The 19,425-nt window shown below is 43.8% G+C and carries 12 protein-coding genes; 9 read left to right on the top strand and 3 right to left on the bottom strand.

The features are described 5' to 3' along the window. Nucleotides 1-66: 66 nt before the first annotated feature. From MKY01_RS16010 to MKY01_RS16020, 3 genes are read right to left on the bottom strand one after another with little or no spacing between them, the layout of a single operon-like run. A complete protein-coding gene (locus MKY01_RS16010) occupies nt 67-1,188 on the bottom strand; it encodes a Ger(x)C family spore germination protein (RefSeq protein WP_339287023.1) in 1,122 nt (373 codons plus the stop codon). Continuing rightward, complete coding sequence (locus tag MKY01_RS16015; protein ID WP_339287025.1) at nt 1,185-2,273, bottom strand: endospore germination permease; 1,089 nt, start codon at nt 2,271-2,273, stop codon at nt 1,185-1,187. Before MKY01_RS16015 ends, MKY01_RS16010 begins: the two co-directional genes overlap by 4 nt. Beyond that, nucleotides 2,266-3,729, bottom strand: a complete 1,464-nt coding sequence (locus MKY01_RS16020; RefSeq protein WP_339287027.1) for a spore germination protein — start codon at nt 3,727-3,729, stop codon at nt 2,266-2,268. Before MKY01_RS16020 ends, MKY01_RS16015 begins: the two co-directional genes overlap by 8 nt. A 232-nt stretch (nt 3,730-3,961) precedes the next feature. On the opposite strand from MKY01_RS16020, the gene MKY01_RS16025 reads away from it, so the two are divergent. The 9 genes from MKY01_RS16025 to MKY01_RS16065 all read left to right on the top strand — a co-directional run bounded on the left by MKY01_RS16025 (nt 3,962) and on the right by MKY01_RS16065 (nt 19,412). After that, nucleotides 3,962-6,262 (top strand): stalk domain-containing protein, encoded by a 2,301-nt coding sequence (locus tag MKY01_RS16025; protein WP_339287029.1) that lies wholly within the window; start codon nt 3,962-3,964, stop codon nt 6,260-6,262. Nucleotides 6,263-6,379: 117 nt separating this feature from the next. Then, a complete protein-coding gene (locus tag MKY01_RS16030; protein WP_339287031.1) occupies nt 6,380-8,665 on the top strand; it encodes a DEAD/DEAH box helicase in 2,286 nt (761 codons plus the stop codon). Between the two features lie 276 nt (nt 8,666-8,941). Beyond that, nucleotides 8,942-9,889 (top strand): ABC transporter permease subunit, encoded by a 948-nt coding sequence (locus MKY01_RS16035; protein WP_036615554.1) that lies wholly within the window; start codon nt 8,942-8,944, stop codon nt 9,887-9,889. A gap of 13 nt (nt 9,890-9,902) precedes the next feature. Beyond that, the gene (locus MKY01_RS16040) at nt 9,903-10,772 is read left to right on the top strand and encodes a carbohydrate ABC transporter permease (protein ID WP_036615551.1); all 870 of its coding nucleotides are present in this window, start codon (nt 9,903-9,905) and stop codon (nt 10,770-10,772) included. A 65-nt stretch (nt 10,773-10,837) separates the two neighbouring features. Further along, the gene (locus MKY01_RS16045) at nt 10,838-12,415 is read left to right on the top strand and encodes an extracellular solute-binding protein (protein ID WP_339287033.1); all 1,578 of its coding nucleotides are present in this window, start codon (nt 10,838-10,840) and stop codon (nt 12,413-12,415) included. 92 nt (nt 12,416-12,507) lie between these two features. Then, on the top strand, nt 12,508-14,247 hold the full coding sequence (locus MKY01_RS16050) for a histidine kinase (protein ID WP_339287035.1): 1,740 nt from the start codon (nt 12,508-12,510) through the stop codon (nt 14,245-14,247). Next, nucleotides 14,247-15,857, top strand: a complete 1,611-nt coding sequence (locus MKY01_RS16055) for a response regulator (RefSeq protein ID WP_339287037.1) — start codon at nt 14,247-14,249, stop codon at nt 15,855-15,857. The genes MKY01_RS16050 and MKY01_RS16055 overlap by 1 nt, the downstream gene beginning before the upstream one ends. Nucleotides 15,858-15,954: 97 nt before the next feature. Next, the gene (locus MKY01_RS16060) at nt 15,955-18,186 is read left to right on the top strand and encodes an FAD-dependent oxidoreductase (RefSeq protein WP_339287039.1); all 2,232 of its coding nucleotides are present in this window, start codon (nt 15,955-15,957) and stop codon (nt 18,184-18,186) included. Nucleotides 18,187-18,203: 17 nt separating this feature from the next. Continuing rightward, complete coding sequence (locus MKY01_RS16065; RefSeq protein WP_339287181.1) at nt 18,204-19,412, top strand: GDSL-type esterase/lipase family protein; 1,209 nt, start codon at nt 18,204-18,206, stop codon at nt 19,410-19,412. Nucleotides 19,413-19,425 lie beyond the last annotated feature (13 nt).

Raw genomic sequence — 19,425 nt, forward strand, 5'->3', positions numbered from 1 at the left:
AAGTCAACAGTCAAAAGCTCTCTTCCAAATGGAAGAGAGCTTTCCCAATTGCACGACAGCATGTTATTAATTTAAAACGCCGCTGCCGACTATTGTAACCTTTACTTCCGGGTGAAAACGAACTTGGGCATATTCTTTATTCCAGTTTAGGCTTTTCCATAAGTCCGGGTAATGGGCAATTAAATGTCTGCCAATACCGAAGGAATCACAACCACTTTGCTGAAGTGTCTTGATAATTTGTTCTGCGTCCTGAGTCATGTCATCGGATAACTTGCGGTTCAGACGTTCAATTGTGTCTTTTTCCTGAAGATGATTCATTGCATACTCAACGATCGTTACTGGAAGTTCGATACGGAGGTTCACATCAATTTGGCTATCACTTGCCACCTTTACCGCAAGTTTGCGCTTAATTTGTGCGATATTTGCTTCATAAGTGACATAGTTCCGCGGGTTGTTGGAAGGCCCTGGGTGGACCTTTTTAACAAAACGCGCTGTTTTATTCCATTCCCCACTCATAATAATGTATAGAGGAGCCTGTTCGGTCGTAAGACTCCCATTGAATCTTTGCCCATGAAACAGGGCGATTCCCCGAGCATCAATCTCCTCTCCATCCTTATATAGATAAGGCAGTGTAAAATCCTGTCCCGGATCCAGCATGGGAGGGAGAAGGGTCTCTAACGTCATTTCCGGAAAAATACATAATTCCTCCAGACTCTTAATTTTTTTCGTAATAAAATCACCAATCAATATGCTGCCAACTTTTTTTTGGTGTAACAGATCTCCGGCATCGCCATCCACAATCGCAATTTTCACATGTGAGGTTGGGTAATCGGGTTCCCGATATAAGACGTCCAGGTAAGGGTAGATATCATTTTGTGCGAGTTTGTTGCCGTATAAGATCATCCCATATTTGAAAAACCGGATATCACCAGTCACTTTAGCGCGAATTCTATCTGTACTTTGACGGACGGATCTCCCGGTGCCTGAGTGGACTTCATTACCGCTACTCCCTTGTTGACTCTCAGAATCATCGACAATTTCAAGCGTCTGTTTAATTTCACCCTCTGAGGTGATGTCAAACGCCGAAGCATTAGCAAGTCTTGCATCTTTTAAACTATCCTGATCCCAACATCCCGTTATCACCATGAGCAGGGTCAGCAGGATGAGGATTTTCCCCCGTTTACTCATATCATCTTCTCTTTTCGTTTCATTATATAAGATAGAACCAACAGGAGCAGAGGCAGGATCATGAGAAAAAAGTATGCCGATCTGTTGGCTATCGTACTAATTAACTCAAGTTTTTCCTTCTGTTGTGGCAGATACGCAATTATGCAAGAAGCAAGAACCACATAAGGCACCGCTTTTTTATGGTGTTTTTGTTTGAAGAGATAACTTATACCATAGGAGGCCGTATAGTAATAGCCACATATGGCCCCGAAAATTGAAATTAACCAGATAGGGAGGAACAGAAAATCGGCCCGATCCATTGTTCCGAGTGGGATAGAGCGGAGCAGATATATGACTGGTTCAGGCATCAAGTCAAGTTGCTGGGGGCTGAACGCCGTTGAACAAATGAACACGGTGAATGCATACAACAACACGACTACAGCACTTGCTAAAGCAACAGACTTGAGTTTGCCACCGCTGCTACCTTCAACCATAGGAAACACAACGAGAAAAAACTCGAATCCGAACATAGCCATTAATGTTTCCGTTGATCCACTAATGATATTGGGCCATCCTGCTTCGGTTAAAGGCAAAAGATATAACAGATTAACTTCCTTGAGTCCATAACTGATCAATACCATCATGGGCAAGACCAAAAAGGAGATGAGTACAAGTACTCGCGCAATGATTCGTAATTTTTGCCGAACCAAATAGATACTGCTGAACAAGAAGAGGGCTAATATAGCCCACCGAGGCGTATCCTGCAGCATCCAGCGGTTAATCACACCGTAGGCGTTCACCAGAACAGAAGTACCCATTAACAGGAAATATCCAACGTAGGAAATGATCAGCAACTTGCCAATCCATTTACCCGTAATCAGCGTTACAATGTCATAAATGGATGAACTCGGGAATCTTCGCATCAAAAGCCAGCACAACAGTATGACAAGTTGGATCAGGAACCCTCCAAGAAAAACAGAAATCCATCCACCGCCTTTAGAGATAAGGTGTATACGGTAAGGGAGGGACAGAATATCTACACCGATCTCAAATTTCAAAATGAGCAAGAATAATTGTCCCCGAGTGATTGTTGTTTCCTTATTCACGTTTTTTCCAACTCCTAGAGAACTTCTGCTGATTCAGCCGCTGCGGGCGGGCATCATGAGGACGCCCGCGAAGCGCCCAGATGGGAAATCGAATCCATACATCCTTCATGTCAGCTAATCTGAAAGGGGCTACTGGAGCAAAATAAGGCGATCCGAAGTTTTCCATCTTACAGAGGTGAATGGTTAGAATCACCAGACCAAATGCGATGCCGATATATCCAAAAAGCGCCGCTCCAATCATCATTGGAAAGCGGAGAATACGGACTGCCGAACTCATCTCATGCGAAGGCACCAAAAACGACGAGATAGCTGTTAGTGAAACCACAATAATCATTGTATAGGATACAAGCCCCGCACGAACGATAGCATCTCCGATAACCAAACCGCCAACGATGCCGATGGTCTGGCCCACTCGGCTGGGAAGTCGGACCCCGGCTTCTCTTAATACTTCAAAGATCAGTTCAAGCAACATTGCCTCTACAAGTGCAGGAAAGGGGATGTTCTGCAATGATTTCTTGATTGTGTGTGCCAGTTCGATCGGTAAAATAGCAGAGTGAAAAGAGATGGTTGCAATATAAACAGCAGGTAATGTAAAAGCAATGACAAAACTCATCATGCGAATTAACCGTAAAAAGGAACTGACAATCCAGCGACCATGGTAATCATCCGGACTTTGATAAAAAGCAAAAAACGTAACTGGAGCGATAAGAGCTGAAGGACTTCCTTCCGCAAGTATGGCCACACGTCCTTCCATCAAGTTGGCAATAACCCGGTCAGGTCTTTCTGTATTGAGCTGCTGGGGAAACAGAGAGAAGGGATTATCCTCCATAAACTCTTCAATAAAACCTGGAGCGAGCACCATATCTGAAGATATGGACGTGATTCGCTCTTTTACTTCGTTCACTAACTCCGGATTGGCCAAGTCCTGAAGATATACAACTGCAATTTTGGTATGTGTCTTCTCGCCGACGTTAAAATATCGAACGATTAAGGATGGACTAATAATTTGTCTACGGATCAGATTCAAATTAACCGAAAGCTGCTCTACGAATCCATTGTGCGGCCCTCGAATAACGCCTTCATTCTCCGGTTCGGTTGTGCTTCGGACATACATTTTCTCGGTAGAGAGAATGTAAAACTCCGGGTACCCATCGATTATGTAAAGACATTTCCCTTGAATAAGTGAATCTATTCCACGTTGCAGATCCGTATCTTTTCGACTTTCTAAAGTGGTGAACGATGGGTAGATTTCCGAATGAGCTTGGCCATTCAATGCTGTTAAGACATGTGTTTGAATGATCTCCTGATCTACAAGTGAATCGATATAGAGAAGCATACTCTGTACACCATTGAGCAGAAGCTGTTGTTGTTTCAAATCGTCTGTACAGTAGAGGGACTGTTCCACATAAGAAATATTCATTTTTAATTCAGAGAAAGCCTGATTGGTTGGGGTCATTGATCCACCTCTTTATAAAATGCGACATGGATTATCTTGTGCAAAATCAAGACTATTATGCAATAGGCGCTTCTTATTCAAAGAACTTATAACCAAACATTGAAAAAATAGTTGCACAAAAATCCATAATTTACAATTCAATTAGAAACTTTTTCCTAAATCTAGCGTCTAATATTATGACTTTTTGAGGGGTTATACATTACTAGAGAGTAGAAGGAGCCAAAGACAACACATGAATATGAAGAAGAAATTATCCATTTTTACCGCTTTAGCCGTTTTTCAAGCATTTGCAGTCGGTTCTGTGAGTGCGCAATCAGCACCGCAAGGTGACACCGCGTCAGTAAACACAGCCAATGTAGAATCAGTTGAGGTGTTACAGCAAGAGCAGCCGATTGCAGAGCGTGAAGTGAAGACGGAGAGCAATAACAAATCTATCAATACTCCGCCCACTGAAACCAAGGACACTCAAACCTCAACCGGCACTGAGGCAACACTTAAAACAGACAGCGAGAAACCTGCATTGGATGGGGAAGAGTCGACTACAAACGAAACGGATGCAAAACCTGTAGTTCAAGAGGAAACCCCTGAGAAGGTTGAAACGCCAGCTACGCCTGCTCAGATAGAGCAACCATCCGTTGATGGGACGTCTCCTGCAGTAGCAGGTGGAAATCTGACGTTGTACATGAATAGCAACAAAATGGAGCAGGATGGAAAAACGTATCTTGCTGGACAGCCAATGGCTGTAAAAAACGGTGTATCCTATGTTGCAATCCGTGCGCTGGTTGACCGTGTGGGATATGGCGTCAAATATGATAACAAAACCAAGGAAACCATCATTATTAGTGGTGAAGATGAACTCCGATTCAAAACGAACAGCAAGGACTATACGGTAAATGGAGAGACCAGAACGATGAAAGGCCCTGCTTATCAGCAAAAAAGTACATTCATGGTGCCGTTAACTTCCATTACTCAAGCTCTGAACATCACCTATAAAGTGAATCAGTCGGCTAAAACGGTTGTGTTGAATCTTAATACAAAACCTGTTGCAAGCTTTACCATTTCCCAAAAGGAAATTTTTGCGGGTGATCAAGTAGACTACGTGACTTCTTCCAGTTCACCTAATGGAATGGATATCGTTGACGAACGCTGGACTGGTCGCCAGGATTCATTTGATCAAGCAGGTACATATACGATTTCATATCAAGTACAGGATTCCAATGGTCAATGGAGCGATCCCTATTCAACTACGATTGAAGTTTTGGCTCCTAATCTTCCTCCTGTAGCCATGTTCGCCACGGATAAAGAAGAGTATAAAATGGGCGAAAAAATAACATACACAGACCAAAGTACAGATGATGAAAATAATATTGTTAAAGCGGCGTGGGAGAACAATTCACTTGCGTTCTTTGAACCGGGGCCAAAAACGGTGACTCTTACGGTAACTGACAATCACGGTGCTACGAACACGTACTCCAAAGTCATCACCATAACCAATGAGACCTTATATTCATTTACCGATTTTAATTTACTCTTCACGCCGGTAGGACAGAAATTCACCTTTAACGGCGGCGAAGTGACTACGATGGAGAAAGTGCCTTATACGTACATGGATGAGCCAAGTTTGCTGATCCGCAGTAACAGTCCGGAAACTGTGAATACGGAAGGCATTGTATATAAAGAATCATCTTTGGGGCAGACCCGTTTCATGATTCACCACGTGAACAATACAGGCAAAAGAGTAAAAATGTATGTGATTGCAACCAATAACAATCCAAATCCAGCCGTATTTGAACAACAGAATATGGGCTTTGCCGGACCTACACCGTATGCTACCGTAGCTGGGAAATTGTCTATTGATAAATGGTTCAAGTCGATTCAGACTGGAGCGGATCAAAAGAAAGAGTACCTTCAACCTGGGGAAAGCAAACTGATTTTGACAGAACTTAATAAAACGCCGATGAAAGAAGGACAAGTAATCTCCCTCTATTCGGACGCTTATAGTGATTATTCCTTAGACTATAACGTTATCCTGGTGGAAGAAAATAAAGATCCTTTCGAGGCTTTGTCATTGCTACCTGTGCTTGATCGTGATGGAGTGCACAACCGTGGTACGTACCCGAATGCGACTCGTATTATAAAGTACGATGAGCACGTGGGAATCAAACCTGCCCGTCTGCCACTTGGTGACAATTCAAGCGATCCCAATCTGGTAGGAACAGATCCAATGGCATACACAGACGCATCCAATGCGGGTAATTTCGGCGTATTGTACAAAATCACGCTGACCAATGTTGCACCGCGTACGCTTATCTCCTTTAACCCTCGTGGAGGGAAGTACTCCGGAGTAGCTCTGGTGAACAATCAGTTGGTATCGATTGCCGATGGTAACGTTGCGGTTGCCAATTCAAGTGAACAAAGCGTGCTTTACCGCACCGGTTCAACTGGAGAGAGCGTAACCATTCTATTCTCTGCCGCACCAGGAAGCAACCTGCCGGTCAATCTGCTCTTCACACCACTCCCATCGGAGAAGTAATGTAGGTTTCTCTTATAACGAATAGTTTGAGTGGCACGTTAATCATCGACAGAAAAGACTCCATATGGAGTCTTTTCTTTTCACAACTTATTTCTACTAAGGAGGAATCAGAATCCGATGAATGTAGTCGTCAAGTTGATACGTGAATTCAAAGAGCGCGATACCCGGCGTTTGTTGAAAGATTATCGAGACAGAGTGGAGCTTATAAGGAAACGGAATTTGGAAACTTGGGACGATCAGCACCTGCAAGCGGAATCTCTTCGGCTGCAAGAAGAAGCAAGATCAGGCAAGCCTTTGGATGATCTGCTTGTTGATGCTTATGCTCTAGTTTGCGAGGTTGCGAAGAGAACACTCGGATTACAGCCTTATGATGTCCAGATTATGGCTGCTATCGCTTTGCACGAAAGATTTTTGATCGAGCAGCATACCGGTGAAGGAAAAACACTCTCTGCTGTTATGCCTGTTTATCTCAACGCTTTGACAGGCAAAGGCGTTCATGTGCTTACTTTTAACGACTACTTGGCAAATCGAGATGCAGCGTGGATGGGACCGATCTATCGCTTCCTCGGGTTAACGGTAAGCTCGGTTCAAGCGGGCATGAGCCTGTTCGAGAAACGGGAAGCTTACGCCAAGGACATAACCTATGTTACAGCTAAAGAAGCAGGGTTCGATTATTTGCGCGACACAATCGCATTTAATGAGGCTGATACCGTGCATCGTCCTTTCCATTACGTCATCGTTGACGAAGCAGATTCATTGCTTCTTGATGAAGCACGAGTGCCGTTAGTCATTAGTGGCGATTCGAGTGCTTCCAAAAGTGATGGCGTTCTTTTCGCAGAAGTGGCCCGGCAGCTGCAGCCAGGAGAGCATTACGATTTTGACGAGTTCCAGCGGAACGTTTACTTGAATGAAGCGGGTGCTGCAAAAGCAGAGTTGCTGCTGGGATGTGGCAATTTGTACGATAGCCATAACAGCCATTGGTTAACGTCATTGAATTGTGCGCTACATGTGGAATCATTATTAAAAAAAGACGTCGATTACATCGTCCGGGACGGTGTAATTGAGCTAATCGAAGAACACACCGGCCGTGTGGCCGAGAACAGATATTTGCCGGACGGGCTGCAAGCTGCGCTGGTGGCCAAAGAAGGGTTACAGTGGAAGGCCGGCGGGAGAATTCTCGGCACGATCACCATTCAGCACTTTATTAGCCTGTATTCGGGAATTTGCGGAATGACGGCTACGGCGCATGCTTCAGCAATGGAATTTGAGGATATCTATGCGTTGCAAGTCGTGCAAATACCGCCAAACCAGCCAAACATACGGATTGACCACAAACACCGAATTTACACCCATAAAGAAGCCAAATATAAGGCGCTTGTACAAGAAATCTCTTCCGTCCACAGGATGGGACGCCCCATTCTTATTGGTACGTCAAGCGTCGAGGAATCTGATATGCTGGCGGAGGCGCTTGCCACTGCTGGCGTACCTTGCCAGGTTCTGAATGCCAAAAACGATGCAAAAGAAGCCGAAATCATCGCTAAAGCGGGAGAAATAGGCGCGGTAACGGTATCTACGAATATGGCAGGGCGCGGCGTCGACATTCGTCTCGGTGGCGGTAATCCCGCACAGGCAGAAGTGGTTGCCAAACTGGGCGGATTATACGTGATAGGTACATATGTGAACGAAAGCATGCGGATTGACGACCAGTTGCGCGGACGTTGCGGCCGCCAAGGTGACCCTGGGTCTTCCGTATTTTATATTAGCCTGGAGGACGAGTTGATGCTTCGCTTTGGCATTCATAAACTGTTTCGCGCTCCAAATCAGGACGAGGTTCTTGATGATCCGGCGCTCCACAGCAAAATCGAGCATATCCAGCACGTTATTATAGGTCAAAACTTCGATATTCAGCGGGAATTGAACGGTTATTCGGATATGGTGGAGGATCAGAGGCGAATTCTATATGAAGAACGGCTCGGAATTTTGAAAGCTGAGAGACTGATGAGTCCATCGGAGCGGCGTGTACGGCTTTTTTATATCGACGAGTTCTGGGCTGACCATCTGGCATTTGTTTCTTACATTCGTGAAAGCATTCATCTCGAGAGCATTACCAGTCGTAACCCAATCGACGAGTTTCATACGCAAATCACCCAAGCATTCGAGCAAATTCCGGCTAAAATAGATCATGAGTCGGCAAATATGCTTAGAAAACTTGGAGGTTCGAATGATCCCGAGAAATGGGAACAGTTCGGTCTGAAGAGTCCTATTTCGACTCGAACCTATATGATCAACGATCAATACAGCCAAGATAAGCGCAGCTCATGGACCGGAACGACGGTATTTGCTTTTTGGGGCAGTAAGATTTTGAAGCTATTACTGAAGCCAGTATATAGGATGTCAAAATAGTGATGGGAGCGTGACGATCGATGAACAATAATTGTTGAATTCGATTATGAAACTGAGATTTTTTGGGGAGAAGTATAAATACGGCATTTGAAAGTCGCTATTATAGCGGCTTTTTTTTATTTTAGTAGAACAGTTCTTGTCTCACCTGCCGGGATTAGCTGTTGGAACGAGCCAGGCACACTTCCTTAAAATCTTATAAGAAATTCTTGATATTTCAGAAATTTATCCGATAGGTGGGTGCTATTATACAAATACAAACAAAGACGAGGTGATGAAATGCAAGCAAAGTTGGCAGCGGACGCCATTCCCATCTCCAAAAAGCGAAAGACATGGATAAGGACGATACAAAAGCACAAAGTGATGTATGCTCTCTTATTACCAGCTTTAATTTACTTTGCGGTATTCAAATACATTCCTATGGCGGGAATTATGATTGCTTTTAAAAACTACAACCTGGCTTTGGGACTATGGGATAGCCCATGGGTGGGATTCAAAAATTTTACCGATTTTATGAACGGCGTTTATTTCTGGGACATCATGAAAAATACGATCGTCATATCGCTGTATAAGCTATTGTTTGGTTTCTCCGCGCCCATCGTGCTTGCTTTACTCCTCAATGAAGTGTATAGCCAATGGTTTAAGAAAATCGTACAGACGATCACTTATTTACCTCATTTTCTATCATGGGTCATTGTGTATGGAATTATGGTAGCATTACTAGCCCCAGGCGATGGTCTCTTTAACATGATTTTGAAGGATTTAGGTGTTGAACCCATCTCGTTTCTAACGGAACCTGCCTGGGGCAGAATGCTGATCATCTTATCTGAAGTATGGAAGGATATTGGATGGGGGGCCATTTTGTACCTTGCCGCCTTGGCAGGAATCGATCCAAGCTTGTATGAAGCGGCTCGAATGGATGGTGCATCCAAATGGAGACAGCTCTGGCATATCACGTTACCCGGTATTCGAGGAGTCATTATTCTGATGCTGATTCTTAAATTAAGCCATATCCTGGATGCGGGTTTTGACCAAATATTCATGTTTGCCAACACCTTTAACCAGGAGAAGATCGATATTATCGACACATGGGTATACCGCGAAGGGTTGGAACGTCTTAAGATTGGCTTGGCTACGGCTGTAGGATTGTTTAAAGCTGTCATCGGATTTGCTTTAGTGTTGGCAGCGAATAAGCTCGCCAAAAAATTCGATGGGCAAATCTGGTGAGGTGGTCTTTAGAATGATCCATATGACAATCGGGGAAAAAGTCTGGCAAACCGTCGTTTATGTAGTTCTTATTATATTATCCCTACTGTGCGTGCTACCCTTTCTATATGTGGTTGCTGTCTCCGTAACACCAGAATCGGAAGTATTAAGAAGAGGGATTGTGATTATACCAGAGTCCTTTACCTTTCTGGCCTATAAAGAAGTATTCATTTCTCATGGGATCTGGCAGGCGTATAAAATTACGTTATTTCGAACGATTGTAGGGACTGCGTTAAATGTGTTTTTTACGGTAATCGCGGCCTACCCGTTATCCAAAAAATATTTGCCCGGAAGAAGTCCGTTTTTACTCTTCATTGTGTTTACCATGATGTTCAGTGGGGGATTAATTCCGACTTATTTACTAATCCGCTCTCTGGGATTGTTAAACAGTCCTTGGGTATTGATTATTCCAAATCTCATTAGTGCATTTAATCTGGTGATCATCAAAGGTTTTTTTGAACAATTACCTGGTGAAATTGAGGAATCAGCGAGGGTAGACGGTGCCAGTGAACTTCAGACGTTATGGCGGATCATTTTACCCCTGTCCTTACCCGTCCTGTCCACCATTTCCTTATTTTACGCAGTCGGGCATTGGAACAGTTATTTTGATGCTATTGTATATATCAATGATTCCAACTACATGCCACTTCAAGTGATTTTGCGCAACATTCTGCTTAACGTTGCAACTCAAAGCGCTGATTCGCTCGCCAATTCCGGGGCTGTCAGTACGTTCGCTGTGCAGATGGCTACAGTAGTTGTAACTACAGTCCCGATATTGATCGTTTATCCATTTTTGCAAAAGCATTTTACCAAAGGTGTACTCCTGGGATCCGTTAAAGGATAAAAGGTGTTCCAACCTAACTTATTACGGGGAAACCGTGATAATATACAAGCAAAGGAGAGGTCAATATGCAGCGTAAAAAGATTTCATTTGCTATTCTGTCGGCAATCTTAGGACTTGGAACGCTTTTGTCAGGATGTGGGGGGAATGAAGAAGTTACATCGACAACTTCGAGTAATTCGCAAGGGCAGTTTGCAACCAAAATGAAAATCTCAATGTTTAACCAAGGCACTTTTAATGCTGCTGCTCCGGTACCTCCACGTGATGAAGATATTCAACGCCAAATGTTGGAAGAAGAGATGAACATCGACTTGGAGATGATGATTCCTCAGGCTGGTCAAGCAACAACCAAACTGAATACACTCATTGCAGGCGGGGATATTCCAGACTTGATCTTTTTGAAAAGTCGTGCTGATCTTGCGCAATATTACGACCAAGGAGTTCTTGCGGATTTAACACCGTATTTGGACCAATTCCCTGAACTACAGAAACGATTTGGCACCGACTCATGGGAGGCAATGTCCTATCAAGGGAAGACCATTGGAGTTCCAGGCTATGATAATGTAAACGGTATCAGTCGAAGCTTCTTCATCCGCAACGATTGGCTGAAAAAGCTGAATATGGAGGTACCAACGACACCTGATGAGTTGTTCGAAGTTATGAAAGCCTTTACAGAGAAAGATCCGGATGGGAATGGAAAAAACGATACGTACGGATTCATCGGTGGTATGAATAAAGAAGGCAATCTGCAAACCTATGGCTTTGATAGCTTGATGTGGATGTTTGGCGTCAATCCTCCTTCAGCCGTTGAGATAAAAGATAATGAACCGGTATTTCTGTTTATCGATCCCAAAATGAAAGAGGCGCTTGCTTACATTAATAAAATGATGGCAGCCAAGGTGGTTGACCCGGACTGGGTGACGATGAATTCGCCTGATCTGTTGGACCAAAAGATGTTTAAGGGTAGAGTTGGCTTCATGATTAGAGATGCTCGCAGACTGGAGCCGGACTATCAGCAGAAAATGAAAGAAATTAGTGGCGAGGTGCCGGAATGGATCGTTATTCCTCCGATGAAAGGTCCTTACGGTGATCAAATTGTAGAGAGAAAATCATTCCAAGGTAATTCATGGGCCATATCCGCAAAAGCGGACGAGGATAAAATCATTCGGATCTTGTCCATGCTGAATTATCTCTTTACGGATGAAGAAGCTTATCCAAACTTTGCATACGGAATCAAAGGCATCCATTGGGATGTCGTAGACGGCAAGATCAAAAATAAAACCTCCGAATTATCAAAGGAAATGAAAGAGAAGTACCTGTGGGTCGATCATTATAGAATGCCACGCCGTGGTGATGATGCAGAGTACTTCAGCTTCCAGAATCCGAAGACGGCGGAAGCTTTCAAGGACAATCAGCAATATGTGGGGCCAACGCTGCCAGGAAATTTATTGACCCCTGACCCTAGCGATACCTTGGATGCTGACCGCACACGTTTCATTAATGAAAGCTTAGTTAAATTTATGACGGGGAAAGAGTCTCTTTCCAACTGGGACAATTTCCTTCAGACGCTGGATACCAAGTTTGACATGCAGAAATATAAGGAAACAGCAATCCAGCAATTTAAAGAAGCCGGCCTTATCAAGTAAAAATAAACGAAGAGAGAGTGGCTATTCGTAGCCCTCTCTTTATTAGCATATGCTATTCTTAGTTTAAAACGGAACTAAAAGGAAGATGATCGATGCGAAGAAGAATCAGCTTGCCTTTAAAATTATTTTTTATCGTGTTTGCCTTTGTATTAGGCTGCATCATCTTGATAAGCCAATTGTCTTATCGCTATGTCCAAAAGGAAATAAGAACCAATGACATTTTTTACACCAATCAAATACTAGACAAGGTTGACCAGTATTTTACCGTTAATTTTTCCTCCTTCCAGACGATTCTCTTCTCAGTTGAAACATCAGTGAAAGCCAACATTAACAATACCGAAGTGATTAAAAAGCAATTAAGGGAGCTGTATGAACTCAACAGTATTTATGTCAGTAATATTTATTTGATCAAAAGCGATTTATCCATTCTGGGTGGAAGTACACCTACTCGAATATTCGATGAACCTTTATCTGAAAGAGCACCTTTATTTGATGCGGCTGACAAGAATAGAAGGACTACCTTTGTTAGTGAACCTTACAAATCGAAGTATTCCGGCTGGACCGTTACGATGGTTCGATATCTGAACGGTGCTCCGTTTCCTATGGCCATTGCGGTTGATTTGGATCTAAATGCCATTGAAGAAACCTTGTTCAAGATTAATAAACAGGAACAAATGAATCTGGCTCTGATCACTGCGTCAGGTAAGATCATTGCCGGATTTTCTGAAAATAAAGGACCTCTGAATATTCAAGATCATTCTTTTTCGATCGGAGAGACGTCAGCGGAAGAAATTCTGGATACGACAGAAACAAACCTTCAACTGTATTCCAACGACGGTATTCCGGTCTCCCTTTTGAAAAAACCAACGGAGAAGTTCAACTGGACCATCATCTCGATCAACGATGAATCACGCTTAAAAGCAGCGTTGTCCAGATTGGAAACCTATTACCTCGAGCTGCTCGCTGCAGGTCTTCTTTTAAGTTTGTTCATTTCTTTTTTGGTTGCCAAATATATAAGAAAACCACTCTATACGCTCAAAACAAAAATGAAGCAGGTGGAACAAGGTATCCTTACAACAACAGTTACGATTAATCGAAACGATGAGTTTGGCGATCTTTCACGAGCATTCGATCGTATGTTACAGCAAATTGTGGAACTGATTCGCCGGGCCGAGCTTCATAATGAACTTGAGCGGAAGCTGGAAATCCAGGTGTTACAGTCTCAAATAAACCCACATTTTCTGTATAACACACTTGGTTCAATCAGCAATGTGATACGTCTCGGACAAATAGAGAAAGTAGATGTGGTGATCGGATCGCTCATTTCATTATTGGAATATGGGATAGACGATGCTTCTGAGAAGGTTTCCCTACGCCAGGAATTACGCAATGTAGCGGACTATATCGAGATCCAGAACATTCGGTATAACCGAAACTTCCACTTGATTGAAGATATCGAAGCAGGACTGATGGATTTTCTAGTTTTCCGAATGCTGTTACAGCCCCTTGTGGAGAATAGTATCTTCCATGGTTATAACGGAGGGGGAATTGAGGGCCCTATTACGATTCATGCGTACAGGGAGGACGGCATCGTCATCATCGAAGTTATTGATCAAGGAGAGGGAATTCCAGCTGATAAAATAAAACATATTTTAATCTCAGAACCGAGTGAAGAGGAAGTAAAAAGGAAAAGAATCGGACTGAATAATATTCATGGGCGAATAAGACTCCACTACGGAGATCAATTCGGGCTGGATATCATTAGCATACCTAAGGAAATAACCCGTATACGCGCTGTATTCCCGGCAGAATTGCCAAAAGGAGATGCATAATGGGGAGAGACTATACCTGCTTCATTGTTGACGATGAAGACCTGATCATTCAGCGATTGGAATTGTTTTTTAATGAACTCTCTCATAGGGATCGACGATTTGTTCTGGTGGGCAAAGCGAATAATGGGCTGAATGGGATCGAGGAGATCATAAAACTTAAACCGGATATCGTCATATCCGATATTGTAATGCCGCGAATGGACGGAATCTCCATGATTGAGCAGCTCAAGGCGGAGCTCCCCCATACCCAATACATACTTCTGACCGCCTATTCATCCTTCGAATACGCTCAACGAGCGATTCAAGCCAACGTATTGGAGTACATTGTAAAGGTTCCACTGAGGGAAGCGGATTTGAATCGAGCGTTGGATAAGGCAGCCGGAATTTTAAATGAGTTTGAGAAAAAAGAGGCGGAATTTCACTCGTTAAACGTATCCGTGCTTGAAAATAAATATAGAGTCCGCAAGCAATTTTTTAACGAATTAATCCGAGGCGAAATCCCTTCTCATCGGGCATCGGATTTTGCCAATCGCATGCAGTTTCATTTTTTTCAAGCCAACTATTGCTGCTTCATCGTTGAGATGAATACGTACGAAAGTTTCCGAAACGAATACGCGGCCGCAGATCAAAACATCTTGAAATATGCGATAACAAATATCATCGAAGAAACGGTGATGAATGGTAGCAGTGGCGTAGCTGCGGATCTGTCCGATAATCGTTTTATTGGCTTTTTATCTTGGGAAAATAACCGCAGTGATATGGAAACGGAATATGCTTGTTTATCTTTGGGAGGGCAGATCATCTCTCATTTGCATCAATATTTGAATAAAAGGGTATCTGTCGCTTTTGGAAGTCCGCATCGAGGCTGGGAATCGATCAAACAGGCGTACACGGAAGCTGAAAATGTGAGTGAGGATTTCTATTATCATACCGAAAAAGTCGTAAAAACACCGATGCATCGGTTCCAATACCATAATGACAAAAAAGCAGATTTTCAGCAGAAGCTTGCTGATTTTCTTATACGCCTGAAGAGGAAGATTTCCAAGGAAGAGCTGGACAATGCACTTGCCGATCTGTCGCAATTTGTTACGGACCATAAAATTCACAAGTCTATCATGGCGCCAATGATTAGAGATTTGTACAGAGACATTACCGTGAAATTTAAATCGGGGAATAAGATGGCCACGGAAGTTCCAGACTTCCCCATGGAATTTATGGCTTTTCAGGAGCAACTCGCCTATATTGGCGACTTCACATTCGAATACGTGCATGCGGGCCAACTATTACATCGTGCAGAAATTATGAGTGCAATGCATTATATAGAGACAAACCTGAAACAACGTTTAACGTTGGAGGCAATTGCCGAGGAAGTGAATTTAGCACCATCGTATTTTAGTAGCTTATTCAAAAAAACAATGAACGAAGGCGTGATCAGCTACATTAACCGTAAAAAAATCCATCTCGCCCTCGAGTTGTTAAACGTTCGAGATTATTCATTATTGGAATTGTGCGAGGAAGTAGGCATCGTCAATGAAGGGTACTTTTGCAAACTTTTTAAAGAATATACGGGGGATACACCTAAGCAATACCGGATAAAAATGACACGGTAGGAATTCAAATAAGGATACAAAAAAATGTATGATTTTTTCGCGAAATCCTGTAAAAAAAAAAGGGTCAAAACCATTACCATGATAGGAGCATCTAATCATGGAGGTTATCAAAATGGAGCTTATGAAATCAGATGTAACCGTCATTGGTGGAGGAATTGCCGGGATATGTGCTGCCATTGCTGCCGCACGCCAAGGGTTGCTGGTTTCACTTATCAATGATCGGCCAGTTCTGGGTGGAAATGCGAGCAGCGAGGTCAGAGTTCACATTAACGGGTCGGCATATCTCGGAAACAGTCCATCCTATTATGCTCGCGAAGGCGGGTTGGTGGAAGAACTTAAACTGAAGATCTTTCATTATAATCCGTTATACAACAAAAAGCTTATGCTTTCACTTTCGGATACGGTCTTGCTTGACATGGTTTATGATGAACCCAACATTTCTCTATTTCTGAATACATGTGTGCATGAAACGGGCATGGAGAACGGCAGAATTCAATGGGTGGAGGGCCTTCAATTGGCTTCCGAAAGAAAATTTCGTTTTGAAAGCCCAACCTATATCGATTGCTCCGGTGATGGAATTGTTGGATACCAAGCAGGTGCTCACTTCCGATGGGGAAGAGAGGCGAAGCATGAATACCAGGAGGAGCTCGCTCCAGAAGTGGCAGATCATTACACGATGGGTGATACGATTCTGTTTCAAGCCCGTGACGTAAACTATTCCGTTCCTTACAAAAGGCCAGGCTTTGCGTATGATATTACGAAGCTGGAGTTTTTTGATAGTATCAGAAAAGGATTAAATCATCGATCTTTTCCAAGGAAAATCAACGGGCTTGGCGGATTGTGGTGGCTGGAATACGGCGGACATATGGATATTATCAAGAATAATGAAGACATCGCATTGGAACTGCGGAAATTGGTATACGGGATATGGGATTATATCAAAAATAGCGGTGAGTTTGATGATGTAGACAACCTTATCCTAGATTATGTATGCCCGATTCCGGGAAAGCGGGAGTCGAGACGTTTTATAGGGGAACACATGCTGTCTCAGAACGATCTTACAGAAAAGACTCATTTCGAAGATGCGGTATCCGTCGGAGGTTGGTATATGGATCTGCATGCAAATAAAGGCATCTACGATGAAGGGCCGGCTACCGCGTGGAACTTTGTGCCGGGATTGTATAATATCCCTTTTCGCAGCTTATTTTCACGCAATATTCCTAATCTCATGTTCGCTGGCCGTAATATAAGCGCTACTCATGTGGCTTTTGGGTCTACAAGGGTGATGGCAACTTGTGGTTGTATGGGGCAGGCGGTAGGAACGGCTGCTGCGTTATGCGTAAAATATGATACAGACCCTGCGGCCATCGTCAAAGCGCATATGGGTGAGCTTCAGGCGCAGTTGCTTCGAGACGGGCAAACAATTGTAGGGCTTCAAGAGCCGTTAGATCCTTATTTCGCAGACGGATTAACGATTCGTGCCTCGTCTCAGCGAAGCTATGAACAACTTCATACAACCGAAGAGATCTCCTTGGAGAACGCGTTATGTTTGGTCTTGCCGATTCAGACACCCGTGGTTGAAAGCGTGCAGATCAAAATTAAAAATAGATCCGAGCATTCGGAAACGTTGCAAGTGAAGCTGTTTGGTGGGGATCGAAAGGAAAACTATATTCCCACCAGCGAGCTGAAGGGCTACAACTTGGTGATTTCAGCGGGTCACGATGACTGGATTACACTGGACCTCAACTGCAAGAAGCCAGAAGACGACAAAATCTACATCGTATTGGAAGGTACGGCGAGCCTTGCCGTGTATGGCAATGAAGAGAAAATGACTGGAGCGGTGAGCTTCCTTTATAGACCGGAAGAGCCATCCAGGCTGAAGAAACTTAATAAGAGCATTTGCTTCAAGGATCTGCTACCATCCCAGGATATGTATAATCCCGCGAATGTCGTCAACGGCTTCTCCAGACCTTATGGTCTGCCGAACAGCTGGATTTCGGAACGTACGGAAGGACAGGAATGGTTGGAATTTGGTTTTGCAAGCCCCAAGAATCTGGATGAAATCCATCTTGTTTTCAATTCGCAGCTGAATTTGGAGCATTTTGATGATCCAATCGAGTCGTTGATTCAAGATTATGATGTGACTTTAACTTTGGAAGATGGAAGCGAGAGTGAAATTAAAGTCCGTGGGAATTATCTTTCGTTGAACAAACATCAGGTGTTTGCACAAGGTGTAACCCACATCCGGTTTGATTTCTGTGCAACGTATGGTTCGCCTTATTATGAAGTGTTTGCTGTAAAACTTTATGCTCCTAATAACGCTAAGTGAGGGCGGGTGAAGTCGTGATGAAGGAATTTTTCCCACGAAGAGGGCTACCTAATGTCATTCAGAAGTTGGAAAATGGAGAAACCGTGACCATCGTTTATTTCGGCGGTAGTAATACACGTTCGAAAGGATATAGGGTCATGACGGCGGATTGGCTGCGAGGGCAATATCCCCATGCCGATATCCACGCTGTGAACGCAGGCATTGATGGGACAGGATCGGACCTCGGCTGCGCCCGTTTAGAGACAGATGTGCTTCGTCATCAGCCTGATCTCGTATTTGTTGAATTCGTTGGCAACGATGGCGGAGTTCCCGAATCCAAGGCGCGGATCGAAGGCATTGTCCGACAGATTCGCAAGCGCAGCCGGTTTATCGATATCCTGTTTGTATATACGATCAAGGAGCGGGATTTGACCTCATTTCAATCCGGCGAATACCAGAAGGGCGCTCTTATGCAAGAGGAAGTCGCCGACTATTACGGCATTCCTTCGATTCATCTGGGCGTAGCGGTCAGTCAATTGGTTTCGGATGGAAAGCTTATTTTTACTTCAAGGGCAGACGTATCCATCCCCGGAGCAGTTATTTTCACGCATGATTCGATCCATCCAACGATCCCCAAAGGACATCAGATTTACACCGATACAATCACCCGGTCGTTTGAGAAAATCAGAGAACTTCGAGATCACGTGGGAAAAGTCGAACATCACTTGCCGCAGGACCCCTTGGTCCCGGCCAATCCTTGGGAGTATGCAACCATGTTGCCACTGGATCGTCTTACTCATTTTTCCGCAGGGTGGTCTTACATGACCTCTGATGATTTTCCTTTAGTACGTGAGTATGATTGGTTGTTCCCCGGATTATGGCGAGCAGTTGATGCCGGAGAGGCGATCACAGTGGAGTTTGAGGGAACCCACATCGGCTTATTTGATATCGGGGGGCCGGATTCTGGCCGATTGAAGGTGTCGGTGGATGGAGGAGAACCCTTCCTTATTGATCGATTCACGCTCTACAACGATCATAATAGAAATCAATATATTTTCTTGCCGGAGCTAACAAATGGGAAACATACAGTTCTCTTCGAGATCGATCACGAGAAAACTGACAAAGCGGCCGTGTTTGAGGCAAGTGGCAATGAACGAGGTATGGAACATGTTCGGCAACATCCAGCTTGGTATGATCAAACCGTCATTCAGCTTGGAAAGTTGTTATTGGTGCAGCCGCCTTTATAATTGATAAGTCCTC

The organism is Paenibacillus sp. FSL R5-0486 (assembly GCF_037975155.1).
Classification (GTDB): domain Bacteria; phylum Bacillota; class Bacilli; order Paenibacillales; family Paenibacillaceae; genus Paenibacillus; species Paenibacillus amylolyticus.